Source organism: Agromyces marinus, assembly GCF_021442325.1.
Taxonomy (GTDB): Bacteria; Actinomycetota; Actinomycetes; order Actinomycetales; family Microbacteriaceae; genus Agromyces; species Agromyces marinus.
This window is the reverse complement of the sequence record NZ_CP087879.1, coordinates 3076180-3100754: the sequence shown is the minus strand read 5'-3', so window position 1 is coordinate 3100754 and position 24575 is coordinate 3076180. Positions and strand designations below refer to the sequence as shown.

The 24575-nt window shown below is 70.6% G+C and carries 21 protein-coding genes and 1 tRNA gene; 18 read left to right on the top strand and 4 right to left on the bottom strand.

Annotation, left to right across the window (positions count from 1 at the left end; translation table 11 throughout):
- Positions 1-24 precede the first annotated feature (24 nt).
- Genes DSM26151_RS14625 through DSM26151_RS14615 form a run of 3 tightly spaced genes read left to right on the top strand, consistent with a single transcriptional unit; the run spans position 25 to position 3691 of the window.
- Complete coding sequence (locus tag DSM26151_RS14625) at positions 25-1479, top strand: ATP-binding cassette domain-containing protein (protein ID WP_234660252.1); 1455 nt, start codon at positions 25-27, stop codon at positions 1477-1479.
- Entirely contained in the window at positions 1476-2576 is a 1101-nt protein-coding gene (locus DSM26151_RS14620; RefSeq protein ID WP_234660251.1) for an ABC transporter permease, read from the top strand. Before DSM26151_RS14625 ends, DSM26151_RS14620 begins: the two co-directional genes overlap by 4 nt.
- The gene (locus DSM26151_RS14615) at positions 2573-3691 is read left to right on the top strand and encodes a class II histone deacetylase (RefSeq protein WP_234660250.1); all 1119 of its coding nucleotides are present in this window, start codon (positions 2573-2575) and stop codon (positions 3689-3691) included. The genes DSM26151_RS14620 and DSM26151_RS14615 overlap by 4 nt, the downstream gene beginning before the upstream one ends.
- Positions 3692-4249: 558 nt before the next feature.
- On the opposite strand, the gene DSM26151_RS14610 is transcribed toward DSM26151_RS14615, so the two are convergent.
- Positions 4250-4320: transfer RNA gene (locus tag DSM26151_RS14610), tRNA-Gly, on the bottom strand.
- Between the two features lie 94 nt (positions 4321-4414).
- On the bottom strand, positions 4415-5806 hold the full coding sequence (locus tag DSM26151_RS14605; RefSeq protein WP_234660249.1) for a Coenzyme F420 hydrogenase/dehydrogenase, beta subunit C-terminal domain: 1392 nt from the start codon (positions 5804-5806) through the stop codon (positions 4415-4417).
- A gap of 44 nt (positions 5807-5850) precedes the next feature.
- On the opposite strand from DSM26151_RS14605, the gene DSM26151_RS14600 reads away from it, so the two are divergent.
- The 5 genes from DSM26151_RS14600 to DSM26151_RS14580 all read left to right on the top strand — a co-directional run bounded on the left by DSM26151_RS14600 (position 5851) and on the right by DSM26151_RS14580 (position 11858).
- Positions 5851-7014 (top strand): polysaccharide pyruvyl transferase family protein, encoded by a 1164-nt coding sequence (locus DSM26151_RS14600; RefSeq protein ID WP_234660248.1) that lies wholly within the window; start codon positions 5851-5853, stop codon positions 7012-7014.
- Between the two features lie 20 nt (positions 7015-7034).
- Entirely contained in the window at positions 7035-7640 is a 606-nt protein-coding gene (gene dcd / locus DSM26151_RS14595) for a dCTP deaminase (protein WP_234660247.1), read from the top strand.
- A gap of 5 nt (positions 7641-7645) precedes the next feature.
- Entirely contained in the window at positions 7646-8866 is a 1221-nt protein-coding gene (locus tag DSM26151_RS14590; protein WP_234660246.1) for a hypothetical protein, read from the top strand.
- A complete protein-coding gene (locus tag DSM26151_RS14585; RefSeq protein ID WP_234660245.1) occupies positions 8863-9930 on the top strand; it encodes a glycosyltransferase in 1068 nt (355 codons plus the stop codon). The genes DSM26151_RS14590 and DSM26151_RS14585 overlap by 4 nt, the downstream gene beginning before the upstream one ends.
- Positions 9931-10049: 119 nt before the next feature.
- Complete coding sequence (locus DSM26151_RS14580) at positions 10050-11858, top strand: ABC transporter ATP-binding protein (RefSeq protein ID WP_234660244.1); 1809 nt, start codon at positions 10050-10052, stop codon at positions 11856-11858.
- Here DSM26151_RS14580 and DSM26151_RS14575 read toward each other — a convergent pair whose 3' ends face one another.
- Positions 11859-12734 carry a glycosyltransferase family 2 protein gene (locus DSM26151_RS14575; protein ID WP_234660243.1) on the bottom strand — a complete coding sequence of 292 codons (876 nt, stop codon included), beginning with the start codon at positions 12732-12734 and terminating at the stop codon, positions 11859-11861.
- A 193-nt stretch (positions 12735-12927) separates the two neighbouring features.
- Between DSM26151_RS14575 and DSM26151_RS14570 the strand changes: the two genes are divergently transcribed.
- The 6 genes from DSM26151_RS14570 (at position 12928) to DSM26151_RS14545 (ending at position 20276) form a co-directional block, all read left to right on the top strand.
- Positions 12928-13872, top strand: a complete 945-nt coding sequence (locus DSM26151_RS14570; RefSeq protein WP_234660242.1) for a glycosyltransferase family 2 protein — start codon at positions 12928-12930, stop codon at positions 13870-13872.
- Positions 13873-13937: 65 nt separating this feature from the next.
- Complete coding sequence (locus DSM26151_RS14565) at positions 13938-15032, top strand: polysaccharide pyruvyl transferase family protein (protein WP_234660241.1); 1095 nt, start codon at positions 13938-13940, stop codon at positions 15030-15032.
- 130 nt (positions 15033-15162) lie between these two features.
- Entirely contained in the window at positions 15163-16539 is a 1377-nt protein-coding gene (locus tag DSM26151_RS14560) for an O-antigen ligase family protein (protein ID WP_234660240.1), read from the top strand.
- A gap of 60 nt (positions 16540-16599) precedes the next feature.
- On the top strand, positions 16600-18126 hold the full coding sequence (locus DSM26151_RS14555) for a polysaccharide biosynthesis tyrosine autokinase (RefSeq protein ID WP_234660239.1): 1527 nt from the start codon (positions 16600-16602) through the stop codon (positions 18124-18126).
- Between the two features lie 63 nt (positions 18127-18189).
- Positions 18190-19374 (top strand): glycosyltransferase family 4 protein, encoded by a 1185-nt coding sequence (locus tag DSM26151_RS14550; RefSeq protein ID WP_234660238.1) that lies wholly within the window; start codon positions 18190-18192, stop codon positions 19372-19374.
- Positions 19371-20276 carry a polysaccharide pyruvyl transferase family protein gene (locus DSM26151_RS14545; RefSeq protein WP_234660237.1) on the top strand — a complete coding sequence of 302 codons (906 nt, stop codon included), beginning with the start codon at positions 19371-19373 and terminating at the stop codon, positions 20274-20276. The genes DSM26151_RS14550 and DSM26151_RS14545 overlap by 4 nt, the downstream gene beginning before the upstream one ends.
- 11 nt (positions 20277-20287) lie before the next feature.
- On the opposite strand, the gene DSM26151_RS14540 is transcribed toward DSM26151_RS14545, so the two are convergent.
- Positions 20288-21349: a glycosyltransferase family 4 protein gene (locus DSM26151_RS14540; RefSeq protein ID WP_234660236.1), complete on the bottom strand. Its 1062-nt coding sequence runs from the start codon at positions 21347-21349 to the stop codon at positions 20288-20290.
- Positions 21350-21490: 141 nt separating this feature from the next.
- On the opposite strand from DSM26151_RS14540, the gene DSM26151_RS14535 reads away from it, so the two are divergent.
- The 4 genes from DSM26151_RS14535 to DSM26151_RS14520 all read left to right on the top strand — a co-directional run bounded on the left by DSM26151_RS14535 (position 21491) and on the right by DSM26151_RS14520 (position 24548).
- On the top strand, positions 21491-22369 hold the full coding sequence (locus DSM26151_RS14535; RefSeq protein WP_234660235.1) for a hypothetical protein: 879 nt from the start codon (positions 21491-21493) through the stop codon (positions 22367-22369).
- On the top strand, positions 22366-22653 hold the full coding sequence (locus tag DSM26151_RS14530; RefSeq protein WP_234660234.1) for a PqqD family protein: 288 nt from the start codon (positions 22366-22368) through the stop codon (positions 22651-22653). The genes DSM26151_RS14535 and DSM26151_RS14530 overlap by 4 nt, the downstream gene beginning before the upstream one ends.
- Positions 22654-22697: 44 nt before the next feature.
- Positions 22698-23849 carry an ATP-binding protein gene (locus DSM26151_RS14525; protein ID WP_234660233.1) on the top strand — a complete coding sequence of 384 codons (1152 nt, stop codon included), beginning with the start codon at positions 22698-22700 and terminating at the stop codon, positions 23847-23849.
- A gap of 147 nt (positions 23850-23996) precedes the next feature.
- Positions 23997-24548 (top strand): hypothetical protein, encoded by a 552-nt coding sequence (locus DSM26151_RS14520; RefSeq protein ID WP_234660232.1) that lies wholly within the window; start codon positions 23997-23999, stop codon positions 24546-24548.
- Positions 24549-24575: the final 27 nt, after the last annotated feature.

The window sequence follows — 24575 nt, the reverse complement described above, 5'->3', positions numbered from 1 at the left end:
GCGCCCCGGCTGGAGCTGCGCGGTATGACCGTCGACTTCGGGGCGACGCGCGCGCTCGCGGACGTGTCGGGGTCGATCGGAGCCGGCGAGATCGTGGGCCTGCTTGGGCACAACGGCGCCGGCAAGTCGACGCTCTTCAACGTGCTGGCTGGCGTGGTCCGCGCGACTGGCGGTTCGTTCCTGCTCGACGGCGACGAGGTGCCGAGCGGCATCACGCCGCGCCAGGTCGCCGAACTCGGCATCGCCATCCTGCACCAGGAACCGGCCCTCGCCTCGAACCTCAGCGTGGTCGAGAACCTATGGCTCGCCCAGCCCGCGCAGCGCGGCAGCGACCGCCGGGCCCTTGCCGAACGTGCCCTGCAGCGCGTCGGCGCCGACCTCGACCTCGACCTGCCGGTCGCGAGCCTCAGCCTCGGGCAGCGGCAACTCGTCGGGCTCGCGCGCGGCCTGCTCGGTCGCGACATGCGGATCCTGCTGCTCGACGAGCCGACCGCCGCGCTGGGCAAGCACGAGACCGACGCGCTGCACCGGCTCATCCGCCGCTTCTCGGCGGACGGCGTCACGGTGATCTACGTCTCGCACCGGCTGCCCGACATCCTCTCGGTATGCGAGCGCATCATGATCCTCTCCGCCGGGCGTCTCGTCGCCGACGAGCCGGCGCGGGCGTTCACCCCGCAACGGCTCGCACGGACCCTCGCGCCCGAGATGGTCGCCGCCGAGCGCACCGAGGGCGTCGCCGGTGAGGTGGCGCTCGAGGTGGAGTACGGCGCCGAGCGACTCGCGTTCCGTCGTGGCGAGGTCGTCGGCCTCTTCGGGATGGCCGCGGGCGAGCAGTTCCGGCTGATCGAGCGGCTCTTCGGCATGCACGGCAGGGCACGGTACACGCTGCTCGGCTCCGAACGCGAGGTCACCGGCCCCCTCCAGGCCATGCGGAACGGCGTGCACCTGGTGCCCGCCGACCGGGAGCGCGAGGGCCTCGTCTCCGGGCTGAGTGCCGCCGAGAACGTCTTCCTCCCCTGGTATGGCTCCGGCAGGCGGGGGTGGTGGATCGACGGACGCAGCGGGTCGGCGAGCTACGACACCGCCCGGTCTGCCCTACGGATCGTCGGCCCGGCGCCCACCGAGCCGATCGACGAGTTCTCCGGCGGCAACCGGCAGAAGCACCTGCTCGCCCGGTGGATGTTCGCCGAGCGCCCCGAGGTCCTGTTCCTCGCCCAGCCCACCCAGGGCGTCGACGTCGGCGCCAAGGCCGACATCGCCCGGGCCGTCCGGGCGCTCGCCCGGTCGGGCACGGCGGTCATCGTCGCCTCCGCCGAGTCCGACGAGATCGCCGGCCTCTGCGACCGCGCGTACGTGCTCGTCGGCGACCGCGCCACCGAGATCGCGCGCACTGACGCTTTCGACGAGCACCTGCTCGACACCCTGCTCAGACTCGCGGATGACGCGACGAGCCTCCACACGGAAGGGATCCCCTCATGAGGCCCACCAGCTCCATCACGCTCTTCGTCGCGAAGAACGGCATCTTCGCGGCACTGCTGCTGCTGATCGCGCTCTTCGCCCTGTTGAACCCGAACTTCTTCAGCTTCGGCAACGCGCAGAACATCCTCCTGCAGTCCGCCGAGCTCGGGATCATCGTCATCCCGCTCGCGTTCCTGGTCATGTCGGGATCCCTCGACCTCTCGGTCGGCTCCGTGGCATCCGCTGCCGCCGTGACCGCTGCCCTCACCATGGCGGCCACGAATAGCACGCTGCTCGGCCTCGCTGTCGCCCTCGCTCTCGGCGCGTTCGCCGGTGCCGTAAATGGGTTCCTCATCGCCTACCTGCGGTTGAACCCGATCGTCGTGACACTCGGTTTCCTCAGCATCTGGGGCGGATTCGCTCAGTTGGTCACCGGCGGCAAGACCGTGCAGCGATCGAGTCTCCCCGAGGATTTCCGGGCCATCGGCACGTTCACCATCGGACCGGTGCCGATCCAGATCGTGCTGCTCATCCTGGCCGTCGCGCTTGGCTGGTACTTCCTCCGCCGCAACCGGCTCGGCAAGGAGGTGCTCGCCATCGGCGGCAACGAGCGTGCCGCGCACCTGATGGGGATCAACGTCAGCCGACGCCGATTCGGGCTGTTCGTGGCATCCGGGATCGCGGCGGCCATCGCCGGGGTCATGCTGACCGCCAAGGTGCAGTCGGCCAGCCCGGTCATCGGCTCAGGCATGGAACTGCAGGCGCTGACGGTGGTGCTGTTGGGCGGCGTCGCATTCGAGGGCGGCATGGGCCGCATCTCGGGTGTCGTCGCCGGCCTCCTCTTCTTCAAGGTGCTGAGCAACGGGCTCGTGTTCCTGCAGGTCTCTCCGTTCGTGCAGACCATCCTCGTCGGCGCCACTCTGGTCGTCGCCGTGGCGCTCGACAGCTCGATCCAGCGCACGCTGAAGCGCGCGTGGGGGCAGCTCGGGCGGAAGGCCGCGGCGGCGGCCGCCTCGGACGGCGGTGGCGGGGACCGCGGCGGGGGCGGCAGCGGTCACGACGACGGCGACCGCACCAACACCGACCTCGCCGCCACCCGACCCGGAGGACACGCATGACCCGCAACACCGGCTACGTCTGGCACGAGCGCTACGCCTGGCACGACACGGGCACCTTCGCCGGGATCGTGCCGCCCGGGCCTATGGTCCAGCCGTTCCACAACTTCGAGTCACCGGAGTCGAAGGCACGCTTCAACAGCCTCGTCGAGGTCAGCGGACTCATCGAACGCCTCACACCGCTGCGTCCGCGACCGGCGACAGAGGAGGACGTGCTGCGCGTGCACACCGCGCGCCACCTCGAGCACATCCGAAGCCAGAGCGAGCAGAGCGTCGGCGACGCCGGAGACGGGTGGTCGCCCTTCGGCCGGGGCGGGTACGGCATCGCGCTCCTCGCCGCGGGCGGGACGATCAGCGCCACCGACGCGGTGCTCACGGGCCGTGTCGACAACGCCTACGCGCTCGTTCGGCCGCCCGGCCACCACGCCGAACGCGACCTCGGGATGGGCTACTGCCTCTTCGCCAACATCCCGATCGCCGTCGAATGGGCCCGGGCCCACCACGGGGTCGAGCGGATCGCAGTCGTCGACTACGACGTGCACCACGGCAACGGCACCCAGCGCATCTACGAGGACGACCAGAACGTCCTGGCCGTCTCGCTGCACCAGGACTCGCTCTTCCCGCAGGACACCGGGCGCGTCGAGGAGATCGGCCGGGGCGAAGCCGCCGGCACGACGATCAACCTCCCGCTGCCGGCGGGCAGCGGCAACGGCGCGTACCTCGCCGCGTTCGAGCGGGTCGTGGAGCCGGCGCTGCGCGGGTTCCGTCCGGAGCTGATCATGGTCGCGAGCGGCTTCGACGCCGCCGCCGTCGACCCGCTCGGCGGCATGACGGTCACCGCGAGCGCGTACCGGGCCATGGCGACGACCCTCGTCGAACTGGCCGACGAACTTAGCGGCGGCCGCATCGTGTTCTCGCACGAAGGCGGCTACTCCGCCGTCTACGTGCCGTACTGCGGCCTCGCCGTACTCGAGGCAATGAGCGGTCACGAGACCGGTGTGCCCGACCCCTACGCATTCTCGTTCGAGAACTCGCCGGCGCACCCGCTGAAGTCGTGGCAGGACGAGGTCATTTCGCACGCCGAGGTGCTCGCCCGGCAGCTCGGTCTGGTCGTCTGACCAGCTCGCACTTCGACTCCCGTCGCAGCCCGGACTCGCCTGCTCCAGGGCTGCGGCGGGGATACCCGTCGCCTCGCCACCGGGACAGGACCTCGACACGGCGGAAACGGGGTGGCGTGTGTTTGCGGGGCAGCGGGGGACGGCACTCTGGCGCAGGGCAGAGGCACGTCATCCGGCGGCCGAGCGCCGCACGTCGACCGGCACGCGACCCGGGGAAGTGCACGGCCTCAGACGCCCACCCGCCCGGCCGTAGCGGGCATCGTCGCAGCGCTCGCGGCCACCGACTTGGTCGGGCTGTCGAATGCCGCATTGAGCGGTGAAGCGGCTCTGCGCACGGCACCGGTGCTCGCGACGCCTGGTCCGCGCCGGCAAGTACCGTGCCTGCGTGAGCGCTCGTCACATCTCCCTGCAGCCCCCGCTCTTCATCGGTTAGCGCGACATCGACTACCAGATGGAGCTCGGCGGCGCTCGGCTCGGAACTTGTGACCGTCAAGTGACTACGAAGGCCGTTTGCGATCGAAAGTCGCGGTCTGGGAACCGGGAGAAACCCCTGATCAGAGCCGATGACGGGAATCGAACCCGCGCTGTCTGCTTGGGAAGCAGAAGTTCTACCATTGAACTACATCGGCGCGTGGCATCCGCGGCGTCGAAGACTCCGGGTGCGACGCAGTCAGCATAGCAAGCGCGACCACCCCATTCGCACCCGTCGAGGAGCCGGTGGGGCTACCGCCGAAGCATCCGTCGCGCCCGGTGCACGACCGGCCGCGCGACGTGGCGAGCCAGCGCCTTCGCTCCCTGCGACCACGCGTCGAGCATCCGATACCGACGGATGGCTCGCCGCATCGGCCCCGCGTAGCGCTCGTAGTCTCCCGCCTCGCGCGCGTCCGCGAACGTCACGAGCGAGAGTCGCGAGATGCGGCGCCGCTGCCGAAGCACGGCGGCGCGCCTCCTCGAGACCGCGGAGCGGTCGGGCTCGACGCGCTTCACGGGCACGCTGAGCCCGGCGGCGAGGTCGTCGGCGAGCCGCAGCGAGAGGCCGGCGCGGCGATGCCGGAAGCCGCCGGCCTGCGACCGTGCGGCATCCTCGACGGACAATGGTTCGAGCTCCACGTCGCCGCGCTCCGCGGCCGACCGCAGCAGGTGCCGCACGCGCTCGTCGCGGATGACCACCGCGTTGGTGCCCCGCCAGTCGGCGGCGTACCGGCCCAGCCATGCGTCGGCGAAGGCGACATCCGCCCCCTCGGCGAAGACGTCGTCGCAGAAGTTGCAGGCCTCGGGCTGGAACGCGCCGAAGCCCCACCCGCCGTCGATCGTGTCGGCCGATCGCCGCAGGTGGTGCGTGCCGTCGGCGTTCACGGCGTCGTAGTCGTAGTCCCAGGCGTAGCGATCCGTGTTCTTGACCCGGAAGTCGATCCGATCGAGCTCGGTCGGCGGCACGCCGGCCTGCCACGCGAGCGATTCGGCGAAGAACGTCGACTTGAGGTGGCCGCAGACGAGGCCGACATACACCCCGAACTGCGCGCCGAGGTCGGGGAGCTCGTCCGAGAGCAGGCGGAGCGCCTTGATGAAGCACGGCACGCCGACCACCGCGTAGGTCCGGCCGTCGCCACGGATGCCGGCGACGACGTCGGCGAGCGTCGTCGCCGAGTACATGGACTTCCGGTTCTGCTCGATCTCCTCGGGCGCGGTCGACACGGTGTACGAGAACCGTGGATCGCCGGGGGAACGCCCGACGTGCAGCACGCCGTCGACGAGCCCGGCGCGCAGCAGCTCCTCGAGCAGCAGCGAGGTCAGGCCGCCCGAGCTGCTGCCGACGATCTCCTGCTCCGAGGTGCGGCGCCCGGCGACGATCTCGAGGTGGGCACCGAGGCGGTCGTCCTTCGGCAGGTCGGGGAATCGCTCGCGGGCGAGGACGTCCTCGTTCTTCGCGTCGTCCGAGAAGGGGCACACGCGGCTGGCGGTGCGCACCGCTGCCTCGTCGACCCCGTCGAGCCGGGCCTCGTAGACGCCGTGGCGCCCGATGGTGACCGGGATCGCGCCCGACGTCCGGACCGAGCAGGCGCCGCACCCGATGCACATGCCTCGTTCGACGACCCGTTCGATGCCGTGCGTCATGCGGCCCCCTTCTCGGCGGGCCCCGCGCTGATACCGTCGACCCCGTGTCTCGAAGGGTACTGATCAAGACGTTGCCCCTCCACACCAACTACGGCGGCATCATCCAGGCGTACGCCCTGCAGCGCGCCATCCGAGACCTCGGTCATCGTGCGTTCGTCGACACCGATGACCCCGTTCCCCTTCGGCGGCGGGCACTGCATCGCGTCTGGGCGGTGCGACGGGCGGTGCGGATGCTGCTTCCCGCGCGCGTCGACTGGGGCTGGCGAGCACCGCGCGAGGTGCTGGCACCGCAGCAGCGTTTCGTCAGGCGACACCTCTCGACACCGTCGGCGGTGAAGCGAGCCGACACGGCGCGCGGGCGCGCCCGGCTCGCGCGCCGGTTCGACACGTTCGTCGTCGGCAGCGACCAGGTGTGGCGCGCGGCCTACGCGGAGATCCCCGAGGAGTTCCTCGAGGTCATCGAGGAGTTCCACGGCGACCGGCCGCGCCGGATCTCCTACGCCGCGTCGTTCGGGCGCGACGACATCGACGAGTACAGCGAGGCCGAGCGTGCGCGAGCGACCGAGTTGATCCGCCGGTTCGACGCGATCTCGGTGCGCGAGGAGTCCGGCATCCGCATCTGCGCCGAGGAGTTCGGCGTGCGAGCCGAACGCCACCTCGACCCGACCATGCTCCTCACGCCCGATCACTACCGGGGGCTCATCGCGCGATCCCGGACGACCACGGCGCCGGCCACGGCGCCGGCTGCCGGCCGAACCCTGATCTACCGGCTCGACGCGACCGACGACATGCTCCGCGCGGAGCGGGCGATCGCCGAGCGGGTCGGGGCGCCCCCGATGGAGCTCCTGCCGACGCAGGCCCCGCGTTCCTACGCCGAGTACGCCGCCGACCGCGCCCGATTCGACCGGCCCTCGGTCGAGCACTGGCTGGCGAGCATCGCCTCAGCCGACTTCGTCGTGACCGATTCGTACCACGGCTGCGTCTTCTCGATCCTGTTCAACCGGCCGTTCGTCGTGCACGCGAACGCCAGGCGCGGAGCGGCGCGGTTCGAGTCGCTGCTCGGCGTGTTCGGCCTCGAGCACCATCGTGCCGACGCATCCGCCGCCGGCATCGACGAGCGCGTGTTCGCGCCCGACTGGGACCGGGTCAACCGCGTGCTCGACGCCGAGCGCGAGCGGGCGAGGGCCTACCTCGTCGCGAACCTCTGAGGCCTCGGTACGCTGAGGGCATGCTGCTCTCGGATCGCGACATCAGGGCCGAACTCGATCGTGAGCGCATCCGGCTCGACCCGTACGACCCCGCGATGATCCAGCCGTCGTCGATCGACGTGCGCCTCGACCGGTACTTCCGGCTGTTCGACAACCACAAGTACCCCTTCATCGATCCGGCCGAAGACCAGCCCGAGCTCACGCACCTGATCGACGTGCGCCCTGACGAGGCGTTCATCCTCCACCCCGGCGAATTCGTGCTCGCGTCGACGTTCGAGGCGGTGACGCTGCCCGACGACGTCGCGGCCCGGCTCGAGGGCAAGAGTTCACTGGGCCGCCTCGGCCTGCTCACGCACTCGACGGCAGGGTTCATCGATCCCGGCTTCACCGGCCACGTCACGCTCGAGTTGAGCAACGTCGCGACGCTGCCCATCAAGCTCTGGCCGGGCATGAAGATCGGTCAGCTCTGCTTCTTCCGCCTGTCGTCGCCGAGCGAACGGCCGTACGGGTCGCCGGCCTACGCGAGCAGGTACCAGGGGCAGCGCGGCCCGACCGCGTCGCGGTCGTTCCAGAACTTCAGCCGAGCGGATGTCGGCGTGACCGACGCCGGTGCCGTCGGGAGCTAGCACAGATGACCATCGTCGTCGGGGAGCCGGTCGTGACGGCGGGCGGCGGGCGGATCACCTACGAGGTCGGTCTCGGCGGTGTCGACGGCGTGGATCGCCTGTGGTTCTCACTGCCGGAGTCGGCGTCGGCGTTCGTGAGTTCGAGAGCGGATGCCGCGGTGCTTGCGGTGCTCATGCCCGCGATGCGGCTCCGCCGCGACCTCGTCGTCGAGGGACCGGTCACCGACGAGCTCGTCTGGAACCTCCGACACGACGTCCCCGCGATCCTTCGCGGTGTGCGGCCTGAGCTCGCCGGCATCCGCTTCGAGGCCCATGACCTCGCGCATCCGCTGGAGTCGGCGGGGCACGCGGTGGTCACCGCCTACTCCGCGGGGGTGGATTCCTACGCGACGCTGGCCCGCCACCACTTCGCACCCGACGTCCCGGATGCACTGCGACTCACGCACCTCGTCTACAACAACGTCGGTTCGCACGGCCGCGGCGACCGCGGACGCGAGCTCTACCGACGTCGCCTGGCGTCGATCCGCGACGGAGCGTCGACCATCGGACTGCCTCTCCTCGATGTGGACTCCAATCTCGACGACCTCTACACCGCGCCGGGGCTCGGATTCCAGCAGACGCACACGATGCGCAATGCCGCCGTCGCCCACCTGCTCGCGGGCGGCATCCGCCGCTTCCTGTACGCATCGTCGGTGCCCTACCCGGATGTCGCGAGCACCCCGATCTACGACCTCTCCTACGCCGATCCGCTCCTCCTCCCAGCGCTCTCCTGCGGGTCGCTGCTCCTGCAGCCGTCGGGCACCGACCTGGACCGCGCGCAGAAGACCGCGCTGGTTGCTCGCGTGCCGCACTCGTACGATCGGCTCGACGTCTGCACCGAGTCGACGGACGGCACGAACTGCTCGACGTGCTGGAAGTGCCGGCGCACCATGCTGACCCTCGACGTGCTCGGCGAGCTCGACCACTACCGAGGCGTCTTCGACGTCCCCGACGACCCGCGATGGCCGGAGGCGTACCTGCGCGAGGCCCTCGGCCGGACGATGCAGCCGAGGTCGCAGCCCAGCTCGCGGGCGATCGTCGAGCTCTACGAGGAGCGCATCGGCATCCCGATGTCCTGGCGCGCGGCGGCCCGCGGCCGGGAGACGGTGGCCGCGGTCCGACGCGCCGCCCGGTCCGCATCGCGCGGCGCGGCTCGCCTCGCGCGAGCGCGGGGGGAGCGGGCGTGACCGATCTCGTCCTCGCGCACGACTACCTCGTGCAGGTCGGCGGCGCCGAGCGCGTCGTCGCCGAGTGGATCACGGGGTTCGACGCCCACCGGGTCGTGACGCTCGCGTACCGCCCGGAGTCGACGTTCGCCGCGTTCGCGGGCATGGACGTCCGTGCCTCGATTCCCAGCGCCCTGTCCGGTCAGGTCGAGCGGATGCTGCCGGCCCTGCCGGCGATCGCCGCACGCACGACGGTCGCGGGCGGCGACGTCGCGCTTGCGTCGTCGAGCGGCTGGGCGCACCGCTTCCGCTACGAGATGCCGCACGTCGTCTACGTGCACAGCCCGGCCCGCTGGCTCTACGCGGCCGACGACTACCGCCTTCGACTCAGTGCCGCACGTCGTGCCGGGCTCGCCGCGAGCACCCCGATCCTGCGTCGCGGCGACCGCGAGGCGATGGCCCGCGCGACCGCGATCGTCGCGAACTCCGAGGTGACGCGCGAGCGCATCCGGGCCGCCTACGACCTCGACTCGACCGTCGTGCACCCGCCGGTCGAGCCGGTGGCGACGGATGCCGCGGCGCCGGCGCGCGACCTGCCCGCCGAGTTCGCCGTGGTGGTCGCGCGCGACCGCGGATACAAGAACGTGCCGCTCGCCGTCGATGCCGCCCGCGACGCGGGGCTCGCGATCGTCGTCGTCGGCGCCGGGTCCGACGCCGTCGACGCCCCGGAGTCGGGCGTGCACGGGCTCGGTCGGGTGACCGATGCCGAGCTCTGCTGGGTCTACAGGCACGCAGCCGTGGTGCTCGGCGCCGGTCGCGAGGACTTCGGCCTCACGGTGCTCGAAGCCGCCCTCGAGGGCACGCCGGCCGCGACCATCGCTGCGGGCGGATACCTCGAGACCGTGCGTCCCGGCGTGAGCGGCGCGCACGCGGTATCCGCCACCGTCGGCGACCTCGCCGACGCGATCCGCGCCGCGCGCGGGCTCGATCCCGATCGGGTTCGGGAGTGGGGCGATCGGTTCCGGCGCGATGCGCACATCGCGCGGCTCACCTCCGTCATCGCGGCGGTGCTCGAGCGCACCTGACCGGCGACCTCGCGCCGCGCGCCGTCCGCCGCATCCCCGTTCTCGGTCGCATGCGCGGTCGAAGATAGGATGCGGAGGGCCCGCCCGTCCGAGATCGTGGGCGAGGTGCGGAGGAGACCATGGCACGAATCGCGCGCGAGCGGAGCCTCACGGCGCAGCTGCGCGTGATGCTCGACATGGCCGGCGCCGACCCGAAGCGTTGGGTGTTCGGCACGATCGGCGCCTCGCTGGTCCTCGCTGCGCTCGACACGCTCGGCGTCGCCGCGATGGTGCCGCTCACCCAGCTCTTCTCCGGCGAAACCGACAACTGGTTCACCCAGTCGATCTCCGATGCGCTCGGAACGACCGAGATCTCCTCGATCATCCCGGTCATGGCGGGGATCATCACCATCGTGTTCATCGTGAAGAGCATCGGTGCGATCCTCTTCCGCTGGTGGCTGCTCGGCAGGACCACGAAGATCTCCGCGCTCTCCGCCGCCGAGCTCGCGCGACGCTACGCGCTCGCACCGTACGCCGATCACCGTTCGCGACGGATCAGCGAGATCTACCGCAACATCAACGACGCCACCGGCCAGGCGGCGGCCGTGCTGCTCAACGTCGTCAGTCTCGTCTCCGACATCGTCGTGCTCCTCGGCATCGTGGTCGTGCTCCTGTTGACCTCGGTCACGGTCACGATCTTCGCCGTCGTGCTCTTCGGCGTGCTCGTGTTCGGCGTCCAGATGCTGCTCCGGCGACGCCAATACCGCCTCGGTGAAGAGGTTGCCGCTGCCGGCCTGGAGGCGTGGCAGTTCCTCCTCCCGGGGCTCGACGGCTTCCGCGAAGCGCGCCTGACCTCGAGCGCCAACGCCTTCATCGACGGCTTCCGCGCCGCGCGGCTGCGCCGCGCGAGGGCGGCGCGGGTCATGGGGATCCTCTCCGATGCGCCCAGGTACCTCCTCGAGATCGGGTTCGTCGTCGCGATCCTCGGCATCTCGATCATCCTCTTCACCACAGGCACGCCCGCCGAGGCGCTGACCGTGCTCGGCGTGTTCGCCGCGGCATCCCTTCGCGCGCTCCCGGGCCTCAACCGGATCGGAGCCGGCCTCGCGACCATCCGCACCGGGCGCGCGGGCCTCGACATCATCTCCAAGGCCGTCGACGAGCTCGCGGCCGGCGGGGTGCACGACGAGCGTCCGCGGAGCACCGAACGGTTCTCCGGCGACATCGTGCTGCGCGACCTCGGCTTCCACTACCCCGACACCGACGAGCACGTCTTGCAGGGGATCTCGTTGGAGCTCCGCGAGAATCGCACGACGGCATTCGTCGGCTCGAGCGGCGCGGGCAAGAGCACCCTGCTCGACATCGTGCTCGGCCTCCTCCAGCCGACCGAGGGAGAGGTGCTGGTCGGCGGCCGCTCGATCGCCGCCGACCCCGCGAGCTGGTACGCCGAGCTCGGCGTCGTGCCGCAGGACGTGTTCCTCCTGAACTCCACCCTGACGACGAACATCGCGTTCGGGGTCCCCGCTGAGGACATCGAGCTCGACCGGGTGCACGAGGTCATCCGGATGGCGCAGCTCGAGGCGCTCGTCGCCGACCTTCCGGAGGGACTCGAGACGGTGGTGGGCGAGCGCGGTGTGCGCCTGTCCGGCGGCCAACGTCAACGCATAGGCCTCGCGCGCGCGCTCTACCGTCGTCCGCGCGTCCTGGTGCTCGACGAGGCGACCTCGGCGCTCGACAACGTCACCGAGCACGAGATCGCCCAGACGCTCGGTGCGCTGCAGGGCTCGCTGACGATCCTCATCGTCGCGCACCGGCTCTCGACCGTGCGGCATGCCGACACCCTGGTGTTCCTCAAGGGCGGACGCGTCGACGCGGAGGGAACGTTCGACGACGTCCGCGCGACGAACGCCGACTTCGCACGCCTCGTGGAGCTCGGCGAACTCGACTGATCAGGCGCGGCGGACGGCGTCGCCGCGACCCGAGCCGCCCACGATCGACCTGAGGCCTCGCACCCGCTCGAGCGCCCGGCGGCTCGGAAGCACTGATCGGAACAGCCCGGCAGGAGTGAGTCGCGTCGCGGGCACGCCGAACTCGGATGCCACCGTCCGGCCGATCGGTCGCCCGAACCCGCCGAGCGAGACCCCGGAATGGTTCTCTCCCGTACCGACGCGGTAGAGCACGGCCGGGAACTCGACCGGGCGAAGCGGATGCCCGTCCGCCGCGAGGTCGTCGCTCAGGTACCTGTGCGATCCGATGTGCCGCGAGAGGCGGTCGCCGAACGCCTCCTGGAGTTCCTCCTGGCTCGCGTCGGTGCCGAGTCCGTCGGGCACGTCGTAGAGCTCGCGTCGCACGACGAACGCCGTGCCGCAGTGGCGGTGGAGCTCCGGCTGCCGCCGGATCGACCGACGCTCGCTCGACCATCGCCAGCCGTCGACCACGCGCCAGCCGTCGGCTTCGGGCGCATGAGCCGACAGCCCGGCGAGCCGCTTCGACACCGCGTCGTCGGCGTCGAACAGCATGACGTGATCGGGGCGCTCGGCCGACGCCGCGACGAGGCCGATCGCGAGCTTCGTGCCCTTGTCGAGCAGGACCGCCTCGCGCCCGGTCTGCGGACCGCGCAGCTCGCTCGGGGGAGCGAAGTCGACGCCCACCCAGTTCACGTCGTCGGGGAGGTTGGCCGGGCGGCGGTTGCCGACGACCCAGATGCGGTGGTCAGGGTGCTCCTGGCGACGCACGGAGTTCAGGGAATCAGCGAGCAACGCCTCCACCGCGCGGTAGTCGGCGCTGTTGCGCGGATGCCGCAGCGACGTGATGAACGCGAGCACTCCGTCAATCTAGCGGAGCGGGTACGCCCGAGATCCTCCTCGAAGGGACTCAGGCACCGAGCAGCGCGATGAACGCTCGCGTGCGCAGCGTGGGACCCACGCATCCACGATGCCGCGATTCCAGCCCGGTCGGGGATACTTGACGCACTGCCGGCCGTCACGAGGAGCGTCGATGCCATCACTCACGCTCTCGGTGTGCATCGTGACGTATGAGCGGGCGGAGTTCCTGCAGCGGTGTCTGGATGCACTCGCGGCTGCGCCCGAGTCGATCGACGAGATCGTGGTGGTGGATGCATCCCGCGTCGCTTCCTCGCCGGAGTCAGGTGGGATCCCGCTGCGCTACGTGCATGCCCCGGAACTTGCAGGTCACATGACGAGGTCGAGGAACCGGGGGCTGCTGTCGGTCCGTGGTGAGGTCATCGCGTTCCTCGATGACGATGTCACGGTCCGAGGCGGGTGGGGGCCCGCGCTGCTCCGCGGCTTCAAGGACAGCGGCGCGGATGCCACCGTGGGGAGGACGTGCAACGGCCTTCCCGGCGAAGAGGAGTATCCCCGCGAGATCGGCCGTCTGCTCACCGACGGATCACTGACGGACGGCTTCGCCGCCCTGCGCCGTGAACCGTGCGAGGTCGATCACGGCATCGGGGCGAACATGGCCTTCACCCGAGAGGTGCTCTGCGAGCTCGGAGGCTTCCGCGACGATTACCCGGGGACTGCCCTTCGGGAAGACACCGACATCTTCCTTCGGGTGAAGCAGCTCGGTGGTCGTTCGGTCTTCCTGCCTGACGCGATCGTCGACCACCGGCCGGCCCCGCACGTCAAGGGCGCCCGCTTCGACACCCGCTACAAGCTCTACGGCAGGCGCAATCACTTCGTCCTGCTGGCGAGGTACGAAGGCTGGCGTAGCCGCCGTCTCCGCAGCTGGATCGTCGGGCAGTTTCGCGGCGTGCGTCGCGTGACCGGCCTGCGGCGACGTTTGGAGCGCCTTGCGGTCGTGGCGGTCGGGCTGGCGTTCGGAGCCGGCGCGGCGCTTCGCCAGGCGCGATGGAATCCGACGCCTGCGCGTCGTTCCGGCCGGGCCGCCGAGCGGTTGCGTCGGGCGCTCTCGGACCCGAACCGAAGCGCCGTGTCACCGTGACCCGCTGGTAGATTCGGTGGCAGTCACGATGGTTCTGCCCGGCGTGCTCTGAGGGAGGTTGCTTCATGGCGCAGGCCACAGCGGAACGAAGCTTCGGCCTTCTCTCGTATCGCACCGCGAACATCGGCGACGAGATCCAGAGCGTGGCGGCTCGCCAGTTCCTTCCGCGAGTCGATCATTACCTCGACCGCGACGCCTTGCCCGAAGGGCTGGCGAAGGTGCCTGAGGGTGTCGACGCCATCCTGAACGGCTGGTGGATGTGGGGCGGCGCCTGGCCGCCTCCGCCGAATCTCACCCCCCTGCTCGTCTCGATGTACTTCGAGGTGTCGGATGCCACCGTGCGAGAGCGCGTCGGTTCACCCGAGAGCCGTGAGTTCTTCGCGACCTTCGGTCCCGTCGGGGCCCGCGACCACTCCACGCGCGAGTACCTGCAGTCGATCGGCGTGGACTCCTACTTCTCGGGATGCATGACCCTGACGCTTCAACGTGATGCGAAGGTGCCCCGCCACGATTTCGTCCTCGCGGTCGACCTCTCGCCCGACCAGGTGGCTGAGCTGCGGCGGCGGACCGCTCGCCCGGTCATGGAGCTCTCGGTGGCGCACGATCCCGATATGACCGTCGAACGCAGATTCGCCCTGGCGGAGCTCTTCCTGTACTTCTATCAATCCGCCAGTTCTGTGGTCGCATCCCGCCTTCACTCGGTCCTGCCATCGCTGGCCGTGGGTACCCCGGCGCTCCTCGTGACCAACGGCGGCACATATCAGCACCACCGCTTCCGAGGCCTCGAAGAGCTCGTGCATTCGGCCGCGGCCGCGGACTTCGGCGATGCTCTCGCGTGGTTCTCACCCGATGACCCTGTGGCGAACCCGGAGAAGCACCTGAGCCTTCGGAAGGACCTGATCGAGCGCTGCCTCACGTTCACTGGCCAGGACGCCGTTCACGCACCATCGGTGTCCGATCGACTGCCCGGACTCTCCGATCCAACGGTTCTGCTGGACCTGCTTTCGGACCAGCTGTCCAAGGCACATGACGGGCATGTATACCGTGTCGGACAGGAGGCGCACCCGTGGACTGTGCTCGGCCGAACCGCGAGGCGCGTCGTGCCCGACCGGATCCTCCACGCGGCGGCGGCGGCACTCCGCCGCACGGGGTGGAGCTGAGCCGGCTTCGGCGAATCGATCGCCGGCGCCTCGTTGGGCGCCACGATACGCGGGATGACGATGGAGAACCTCGTGGTGGCTCGGCGCAGTCACCTGCGATACTGAAGCCAATCTCACGAAGGACCGGAGCATGAGTTCGACGAGCGAGCGCCGGGTGATCCGGCGTCTCCGGACCGTCGAATGGTGGTCCGGTGCGTGGCGTTGGTTCCTCTACGCCTTCGCGGCGGTCACGGCGACGTACTTCCTGCTCGACCGGGGCGCGGTGGGCGGCGCGATGCTCGCCATCGTGATCGCGGCATTCGTGATCGCCGCTTCGCTGACCGCATCGAAACCACTCGCGATCGCGCTCTTCGCCATGCCCGGTCTGATGATCCCGCAGCGGATCGGGATCGGCGGCACCGACCTCTCGGTCTCCGACGCCGCACTCGCAGCCGCCTTCGGTACGGCACTGCTCCTGGGGCAGCGACCGTACAGCAGGCCGCTCCGGCAACTGCTCTGGCTGAACCTGCTGTACCAGTTCGCGACGCTGCTCACCGTCATCGTCAACCCGTACCTCGCCAACACGTTCGAATGGTTCCACGCCTGGTTGCTCGTGTCGGGTGCGTTGATCGTCGGGTGGGCGCTCGGGGCTGCCGGCTACGCGCGGACGGCGCTCTCGGTGCTCGTGTTCACCGCGTGCGCGATCGCCGTGATCACCCTCGTCGACGCCGTCGCCGGCTACGCGATCGGCGACTTCGGGCCGGCCTCGCCCACCTGGCCGTTCCCGATGCACAAGAACTTCGTCGGCACGGTGTTCGCGTTCGCGGCGATCGTCGCGTACCTGAACCCCGATTGGGTCGGGTGGACGAAGGGATGGTCCCGGCTCGCGTTCTGGCTGCTCGTCGCCGGCGTGGTCGCGTCGCAGTCTCGGCAGGCGCTGATCGGCCTCATGGCGGCCATCATGATCGCGGTCATCCGGCGCAGCACGTCGAGGCGCTCGCGCATCCTCGTCCTGCTCCTCCTCATTCCGGCCGCCTGGCTGATCGTCACGATGGTGGTCGAGCAGGTCCAGTCGCAGAACCAGCACAACTCGGTGTTCCAGCGACTCGACTGGTTCCGCGAGGTCTACCACTACTGGCGCGAGTCGCCGATCTTCGGGCACGGCCTGCGCTATTGGCGCGAGCCCGGGAACCTGGGCTACCAACCGCCGCAGGGCGAGCTCGAGGTACTGGCGAGCGCGGGCGTCCTCGGCCTCGCGGCGTTCATCGTGATGTGGATCGGCATCCTGCTCGTGCTCTGGCACGTCGACCCGCGATTCGGCACCTTGGCGGTCGCGGTCGTGCTGAGCCGGATCGTGCAGGCGCAGTTCGACCTGTTCTGGGTGGCCGCGCAGGTGTCGATCCCGTTCGTCATCGCCGGCATCTGCCTCGGTGCGATGGCGCGCGAGCAGCGTGCCGGCCCCGGGCACGACGCCGACGCCGACCTCGCGGCCATCGGACCGGCCGGAAGTCGCTTGACATACCATTGACGCAATTCGCACACGGTCCGCACTCTGCGCGGGACGGCGGCACGACACGGAGGAGTCCACTTGGAACTGCGCGACTACCTCCGCGGACTGCGTCGGCACTGGATCGCGATCGTCCTGATGACGCTGGTCGGCATCGGTGCCGGCTACGGCTGGACCCTGCTGCAGACCCCGGTCTACGTCGCATCGGCGAGCGGGCTCGTGCAGTCGACCGGGCAGGGCGCCGATGTGGGGAGCATGTCGCTCGGCGACAGCGTCGCCCGCTCCCGCGTGCCGTCCTACCTGATCATCGCCGGGTGGACGGATGTCGCGCAGGGCGTGATCGACGACCTCGACCTCGACACGACACCGGAGCAACTCGTCGAGCGCGTCGAGGTCACGAACGCCGACGGCACGGTCATCCTCAGCGCCAGCGCCGAGGCATCGACGCCCGAAGACGCGAAGGCGCTCGCCGAGGCCTGGCTCCGGTCGTTGGCCACGGTGGTCGAGGGAGTCGAGGCCGAGAGCAGCGCGACCGGCGCGGCGCCCGTCGAGGTGATCTCGCGCGCCTCCGCCTCGGTGCCGACATCTCCGGCGTTCCCCGACGTGCAGACCGCCCTGATCGTCGGCGGCGTGCTCGGCTTCGGCTTCGGCGTCGCGTTCGCCATGATCCGGACTGCGGCCGACCGCCGCATCCGGAACGCCGAGGACACCGAGCAGAAGACGGGCGTCGCGGTCGTCGGCACGATCCCGTTCGTTCCGAGCATGGACGCCGAGAACCGCCTGGTCGACGCCTCGGCCGCCAACAACACCGGCAAGAACGGCACGTTCGCGGTCTCCGAGGCGCTGCGGGCGCTGCGGACGAACCTGCAGTTCATGGACGTTGACCACCCGCCGAAGACGATCGTCGTCACGAGCCCGTTGCCGGGCGACGGCAAGTCGACCATCGCGTGCAATCTCGCGCTGACGCTCGCGGCCGCGGGAACCACGGTCGTCCTCGTCGACGGCGACCTGCGTCGGTCGATGGTCGCCAAGACGATGGGGCTGCCGGGCGGGGCGGGCCTGAGCGATGTGCTCGCCGGTCGCGCGGCGCTCTCCGAGGTGCTCCAGCGCACCGCGAAGTCCAACAACCTGCTCGTCCTCACGGCAGGCAGCGTTCCCCCGAACCCGAGCGAGGTGCTCGGTTCCGAGCGCATGCACACGCTCCTGGCGGATCTGACCAAGCACGCGACCGTCATCATCGACGCCCCGCCCCTCCTGCCCGTGACGGACGGTGCGGTGCTGACCCATCAGGCCGATGGAGCCCTCGTCGTCGTGACGCTCGGCAAGACGACGTACGACCTCCTCGAGAAGGCACTCGACACGCTGAAGAAGGCACGCGGGCGCGCACTCGGCATCGTGCTGAACAAGTCCCCGCTCCGAGGCGCGGATGCCGCGACCTACTCGTACGAGTACCGCCACGACTACACGTCGAAGGCTTCCGTGGCAGCGCCCGACGGTGCTCGCGCCGACGCGCCGAAGTCCTCGCGCAAGGCTGCCTCTCCGCCGGCCGACGCTTCCGACGCCTCCGACGACTTCGTCACGGAGCCCCCGTCGGACCAGCGCGGTTGACGCGTGGGCGGGTCGGAACCGCACCGTCGCCCTGAGGACGCGCGCGGGCGACGCGTCGCGCTGGTGACCTCCTCGTATGCACCCCATGTCGGCGGCGTCGAGGAGCACGTCCGCCAGGTCGCCCGCGAGCTGACGGGGCTGGGTTGCGCGGTCGAGGTGTGGTCCGTCGACCGTGGCACCGGTCCGAGCGTGCACGAGATCGACGGCGTGACGGTCCGCTACCTCCCGACCCCGTTGCCCTCGGCGACGCCGGGCGGAATCGCGCGGTTCGCGGCCGCCTTCCCCGCGGCGTGGCGTCACTGGGCACGCGCTCGCGCGGAGTTCCGGCCATCGCTGGTTCACGTGCACTGCTTCGGGCCGAACGGTGCGTACGCGTTCGGCCTGCACCGGCTGTATCGGCTCCCTCTCATGGTCACCTCGCACGGCGAGACGGTCGCCGACGACCACGCCGTCTTCGAACGTTCGGCCGTCCTGCGCACCGCCCTGCGACGCGCGGTCGGTGCCGCCTCCGAAGTCACGGCACCCTCGGACTTCGTGCTCGACGACCTGCGCGCGCGCTTCGGCCTCGTCGGCGGCGAGGTCGTGCCCAACGGAGTCGACCTTTCCCTGTCGGGCGACGCCGGCCGAAGCCCGTTCGAGGGCCGGTACCTCCTCGCCGTCGGCAGGCTGGGACGCACGAAGGGGTTCGACCTGCTCATCGACGCGATGGCGGGGCTTCGATTCGACGACGATCAAGCGGATGCCGGCGACGCCGGCGGCGCAGGCATCCGTCTCGTCATCGTCGGAGACGGGCCGGAACGGCAACGTCTCAGCGCACTCGTCGACGAACGGGGACTGCAGGATCGTGTCGAACTCGCCGGCCGCCTCGCGCCGGCCGCCGTCGCCGACGCGATGGCCGGAGCGATGGCCGTCGTCGTGCCCAGCCGGACGGAGGCGTTCGGCATCGTCGCGCTCGAGGCATGGCGAAGCGGGGCGGCGCTCGTGATGACCGACCGCGGCGGCGCACCCGGCTTTGTCACCGACGGAGTCGACGGACTGCTCGTCGACCCGCTCGAGATCGCCGCCTTGCGTACGGCCATCCGGCGCGTGGTCGACGACCGGGAGCTGCGGGAGCGGATGATCGAGGCGGGCAGGAGCCGGGTGCGCGAGTTCACGTGGCGGCGTGTCGCTGAGGACTACGTGGCCCGCTACGAACGCATGCTCGGTGCCGACCACGCACCTGATCGACGGGCGACGGAGACGGAATGACCTACTCGACCCCACGGCGGCGACGGATGCGCCAGGTGCGCCGCCTCGCGGCAGCGGCGACGCGACCGGCGATGTGGCGCGGAGGCGTGGTCGTTCCCGCGACCTGGTGGGACGGGCACCCGAACTTCGGCGACGACCTGACGCCCTGGCTGCTGCCGGAGTACGGCATCGCGCCCGTGCACCGCGTCGCCGCGAAGGCCCGGCTCGCCGGCGTCGGGAGCATCCTCGAGTTCCTGCCCGAGGACTTCGCCGGCGCGATCTGGGGCAGCGGGCTCATGTACGGGCGCCCGCATCCCCTCCCGCACGCCGAGGTGCTCGCCGTGCGAGGCCACCTCACGAGAGAGCTGATCGGGGCGCCCGAGGATGTCGCGCTCGGCGACCCCGGAATCCTCGTGGCGCGGCGCCGCGAACGGCCGAAGGCCCGGTGGGATGTCGCGCTCGTGCCGCACGGTCACCACCGCTCCCACGAGCCGTTCATGTCGATGGCCGACTCGGTGGATCTCCGCGTGCACGTCGTGAACGTGCACCAGCCCGCGGCGCGGGTCGTCCGCGAGATCGCGTCGGCCGAGGCGGTGGTCACGACGTCGCTGCACGGACTCGTGACGGCCGATGCGTACGGCATCCCGGCGACGTGGACGATGCTGGAGCCGCCGCTCAGCGGCGGGCCGTTCAAGTTCCACGACTACGAATCCGTGATCTCGCCGGGCTCGAGCCGCTTCACGGGGTTCGATGCGGGTCGGGGACTCGCCGGACTTCTCGAGGGCGCATCGATCGCACGGCGTCAGAACGTCGAGCGCGCGTGCGACGACCTCGAGCGCGCGATCGCACGCCTGAGGGACGTGCTCCCCGACCTCCCGCGGTTCCCCGGTGGGGCCTTCGGCGTGCTCTCGGGCCGCGGGTAGGCGCCGATCGCTCAGGCCAGCGACGCCCACACGCGGGCATGCGCCTCCGCGCACCGCTCCCAGGTGAACTCGCCGGCGCGGGACCGTCCCGCCGCGATGAGCGCGCCGAGGCTCGATCCGTCCGTGGCATCCAGCAGCCCCGCTGCGATCGCCGGCCCCGTGGGCTCGACGAGGATGCCGGCATCACCGACGACCTCGGGCAGGGAACTCGTCGCGGCGGCGACGACGGGCACGTTCGCCGCCATCGCCTCGAGGGCGGGCAGGCCGAACCCCTCGTAGAGCGACGGCACGACGACGACCTCGGCGCCCGAGACCAGCCCCGGCATGATCTCGTCGGGCAGCCGGCCCACGAGGCGCGTGCCGGGCATGCGGTCGAAGAGCGCGGTGCGTCGCGGATGCGGGGGGCCGGCCAGAACCAGTTCGAGATCGGGGCGCTCCCGGAACACGAGCGGCCACGCCACGGCCAAGGCCTCGAGGTTCTTCCGCAGCGTCGCGCCCCCCGCGTGCAGGATGTACCGCTCGGGCAGCCCGTGGGCGCGTCGCGTCGCGGCATCGATCGGTTCGGCGTCGAAGAATCGTGGGTCCACGCCGTTGTGCACGATGTGCGGGTCGCGGATGCCGAGCAGTTCGACCGCCTCGTGCGCGCTGAACTCCGAGACGCAGACGACCGCGGCGGCACGTCGCGCTTCCTCGATCGCCGCCGGCACGGGCGCGGACTCGTCGGGGAAGCGCCAGGCGACCACGTCATGGATCGTGATGACGTCGCCGTGCGGCGAGGGCGGCAGTTCGAGGTTCATCCGATGGGTGACGGCATCGCCGGCGGAGATCGCCCGGCCGAGGGCGCGGCGCTGCGCAGCGGACGCGCGCGCGATCCGGCCGAGCGGCAGGCGGCGGTTCCCATCGAGCTCGGACCGCATGGAGCGGAACACGAGCCTGCGGTACCGCCACTCCCGCTCGTCGACGGTCGCGAGCGAGGATGCCGCGCGCCCGGCCACCTGCTCCTGGTACGCCTGCGCCCCCATCGGGGCTCCGGTGGCGATCGTCGCGATCGTGAGTCGGGGGGCGGGGGTCATCGTGGTCGGGTCCCTCCGGGAGCAGCCTCGTCGCCGGCGTCGGCGGGCGATGTGTTCAATCTAGACGGCCGGACCTCGCCCGGCGCGAGGCGCCCTGAGCAAGCTCGGCGTCGCTACGCTGATCGGGGAGGACGGAGGAGCGTGGACGGATCACGGGTCGGCGTGCCGCTTCAGGTGCGCCTGCAGTTCGGGCATGCGGCCGTCCAGCACATCGCCGACCGGGTCGGCGCCGACATCCTGCACATCAAGGGTGCCGCCGTCGATCCGTCCCTGCGAGCCGGGCCGTTCGGCACCGACGTCGACGTGATGGTGCGCCCTCACCAGGTGACGATGCTCGACCGCGCCCTGACGCGCAGCGGATGGTCTGTGTACAGCACGTTCGAGAACGGTTCGCCGTTCGGACACGCCCAGACGTACCTGCACGACCAGTGGGGCTACGTCGACGTCCACCGGAGCTTCCCCGGCATCTCGGCAGCGCCGACGGCGGCCTTCGACGCGTTCTGGGCGGATCGGGGGCGACTCGAGATCGCCGGGGTCACGTGCGAGGTTCCGAGCGTCACGGCGCAGCGGGTGCTGCTCGTGCTGAACGCGGCCCGCGCGCCCGGCGGCCATCGACGCGACCTCCCCGTCGTCTGGGACGGGGCGGATGCGTCGCAGCGCTCCGCGATGACCGACCTGGTCGCCCGGCTGCACGCCGAGGTCGCCTTCGCGGCGGCGACCGGCGACCTCGAGCGATACCGCGGGGAGCGCGAGTACCTGCTGTGGAAGGTCGTGTCCGAAGGAGGCCCGCGGTCGCTCGAGTGGTGGGCGCGGATCCGTGCGGCGCGCGGCCTGCGCGCGCGACTGCGGATCGTGGGTCGAGCGCCGCTCGTCAACGTCGATCACCTCGCGCACCGACTCGGACGCCGACCGACGAAGTGGGAGATCGCGGTCGAGTTCGTGCGGCGCCCGGTCGTGGCGGCGCGCGAGGCCGTTCGGGCCGGTCGAAGGCGGCTGCACCGCCAGGGGGTGGCCCGATGACCTCGGCGTATCGACCGAGCCCGGCGACGTCGCAGCTCGTGCACGACGGCGTCCGCTACGCGGCGGTGCTCCCCTCGGGCCCGATCGTGGTACTCGACGGCATCGCCGGGCTGATCTGGAAACAGGCCTGCACCGGGCAGCCGGCGACCATCGTCGACCGGGTCGCCGGAGCGACCGGGACGGCGCCCGACGAGGTGCGGGCGGATGTCGAGCACTTCGTCGCGGAACTCGTGGCCCTGGGCCTGCTCGTGTCGGGTGATGCGCGACTCCCTGGCGAGGCATGAGCGGGTCGGGCATGGTCGTGGAATCAGCGGATAGGCTTCCGATCATGCCTACCGCGTTCGACGTGCTCGCCCTGACGAGCCACGTCCGCATCGAGCTGGATGACTCGTTGAGCGCCGCCGATCAGGCAGCGATCACCGCGCACTGGGCCGACGTCGCGCACGACGCCGACGGGGAGCCGACCCGCGTGCTCACGGCGGGCGTCCGTGCGGACTCCGATCCGGTGGACGGATCGTTGCAGGTGAGTGCGAACTCGCCGGAGGCGCTCGCCCAGAGGATCACCTCGCAGGTCACGCTCGAGGCGATTCGAGGGCTGCGTGGGGAGGCGCTCATGCTGCACGCGGCCGCGGTGGCGCTCGACGACGGCAGGGTGGTCGGTTTCGTCGGGCCCTCGGGCCGCGGGAAGACCACGGTGGCTCGGGAACTCGGCCGCGTGTTCGGCTACGTGACGGATGAGACGCTCGCACTGCGTGCCGACGGTTCCGTCCTCCCCTACCCGAAGCCCCTCTCCATCGTCACCCCGTCCGGGGTGAAGGCGACCGAGCCCGCATCCGCGTTCGCCCTGAAGGGACTGCCGCCCGCCGAGCTCGAACTGGCCGCGATCGTCCTGCTCGACCGGCGACCCGAGGTCGCGGAGCCGTACTTCGAAGCGGTGTCGATGCTCGACGCCCTGCCGGAACTCGTCGCGCAGTCGAGCTTCCTGTTCGAGCTCGATCGGCCGCTCGGAACCCTCATCGAGACGATTCGCTCGACCGGAGGCGTCCGACGGGTCGTGTACTCCGAGGCGGCGTCGATACCGACGCTCATCGACGACCTTCTCGCGTCGCGCGATGAGACCGCGCCGGTCGTGATGGATGTCGCGAGCCTGACGCAACGCGGCTGCGACTGCTCCGGGAAGGTGCTCGACGAGGACGAGGGGCCGGCTGCGGAGGACCGTCCGGACGCGTACTGGCGTGGCACGTTCGTCGACGCGATGATCTTCGACGACGCACTCGTCGTGCTCGCGTCGGGGAGGCTCATGGTGCTCGCCGGCGTGGGGCCCGCGCTCTGGCTCGCGGCGGACGGCCTCGACCAGGCCGAACTGAAGGCGGCGGTCCGGCGGGACCTCCCGGCCCCGCCCGCGGAGGTCGACGTCGACGAGGTCATCTCCGAGGCCTTGGGCGACCTGTTGGATGCGAAGCTGCTCGTCCGAAGCTGAGCGATTATCGAGGTTACCCCCCGAATGCGGGGGCCCTGGGGGTCGACGGCGGAGCCCGGAAGCCTTAGAGTGTGCTGGGAAACCCAAAATCCGCGACTTCACTCACACAGCGAGCGCTTCACCCCACACAGCATAGGAGGGTCTGTCATGAGCGACCTCGAAGAACAGCGTCCCGGCATCAGTCGACGCACTGTCGCCAAGGCAGCGGCGTGGTCCGTCCCTGTCGTGGCGCTCGCCGTCTCGACTCCGGCGTACGCGGCATCCCCCGGCGTCCTCACGCTCGACGGCGGCGGCTGCAAGCTGCCCGGCAACGCGCACCCCACGTACAAGGGCTACGCGTTCGCGGCGAGCATCGAGAACCAGTTCAACGTGCAGATCACCGTGACGATCACCTCCGCCACGCTCGACGGTCAGAGCCTCGGTGCGGTCACCGTGATCGAGCTCGACAGCTGCACGGTGCAGGGCTCCTCGTTCGACGTTCCGCCGAACTCCTTCTTCCCCAACATCGCGATCATCACGGAGAACGCACCGAACAGCTCGAACGGTGCGCTCCTCATCACCTACACGATCACGGGGGGTCCCGGCGGTTCGGAGAACGCGGCCGCCTCGGTCACCGCAGTTCCGCCGGCACAGGGCAGCAGCTGCGACGCGTTCACCGAGGCTCAGAAGGATTGCGTGCTGAGCTTCGGCACCCCCTGATCGCGACGCGCGACGGCTTGGAGCCCG

Bases quoted from the DNA above. Each gene is read 5' to 3' on its own strand.
- DSM26151_RS14625 (WP_234660252.1), top strand. From the start codon at position 25: ATGACCGTCGACTTCGGGGCGACGCGCGCGCTCGCGGACGTGTCGGGG.
- DSM26151_RS14525 (WP_234660233.1), top strand. From the start codon at position 22,698: ATGCCTACCGCGTTCGACGTGCTCGCCCTGACGAGCCACGTCCGCATC.
- DSM26151_RS14530 (WP_234660234.1), top strand. From the start codon at position 22,366: ATGACCTCGGCGTATCGACCGAGCCCGGCGACGTCGCAGCTCGTGCAC.
- DSM26151_RS14540 (WP_234660236.1), bottom strand. From the start codon at position 21,349: ATGACCCCCGCCCCCCGACTCACGATCGCGACGATCGCCACCGGAGCC.
- DSM26151_RS14590 (WP_234660246.1), top strand. From the start codon at position 7,646: ATGACCATCGTCGTCGGGGAGCCGGTCGTGACGGCGGGCGGCGGGCGG.
- dcd (WP_234660247.1), top strand. From the start codon at position 7,035: ATGCTGCTCTCGGATCGCGACATCAGGGCCGAACTCGATCGTGAGCGC.
- DSM26151_RS14565 (WP_234660241.1), top strand. From the start codon at position 13,938: ATGGCGCAGGCCACAGCGGAACGAAGCTTCGGCCTTCTCTCGTATCGC.
- DSM26151_RS14620 (WP_234660251.1), top strand. From the start codon at position 1,476: ATGAGGCCCACCAGCTCCATCACGCTCTTCGTCGCGAAGAACGGCATC.
- DSM26151_RS14580 (WP_234660244.1), top strand. From the start codon at position 10,050: ATGGCACGAATCGCGCGCGAGCGGAGCCTCACGGCGCAGCTGCGCGTG.
- DSM26151_RS14605 (WP_234660249.1), bottom strand. From the start codon at position 5,806: ATGACGCACGGCATCGAACGGGTCGTCGAACGAGGCATGTGCATCGGG.
- DSM26151_RS14545 (WP_234660237.1), top strand. From the start codon at position 19,371: ATGACCTACTCGACCCCACGGCGGCGACGGATGCGCCAGGTGCGCCGC.
- DSM26151_RS14560 (WP_234660240.1), top strand. From the start codon at position 15,163: ATGAGTTCGACGAGCGAGCGCCGGGTGATCCGGCGTCTCCGGACCGTC.
- DSM26151_RS14520 (WP_234660232.1), top strand. From the start codon at position 23,997: ATGAGCGACCTCGAAGAACAGCGTCCCGGCATCAGTCGACGCACTGTC.
- DSM26151_RS14615 (WP_234660250.1), top strand. From the start codon at position 2,573: ATGACCCGCAACACCGGCTACGTCTGGCACGAGCGCTACGCCTGGCAC.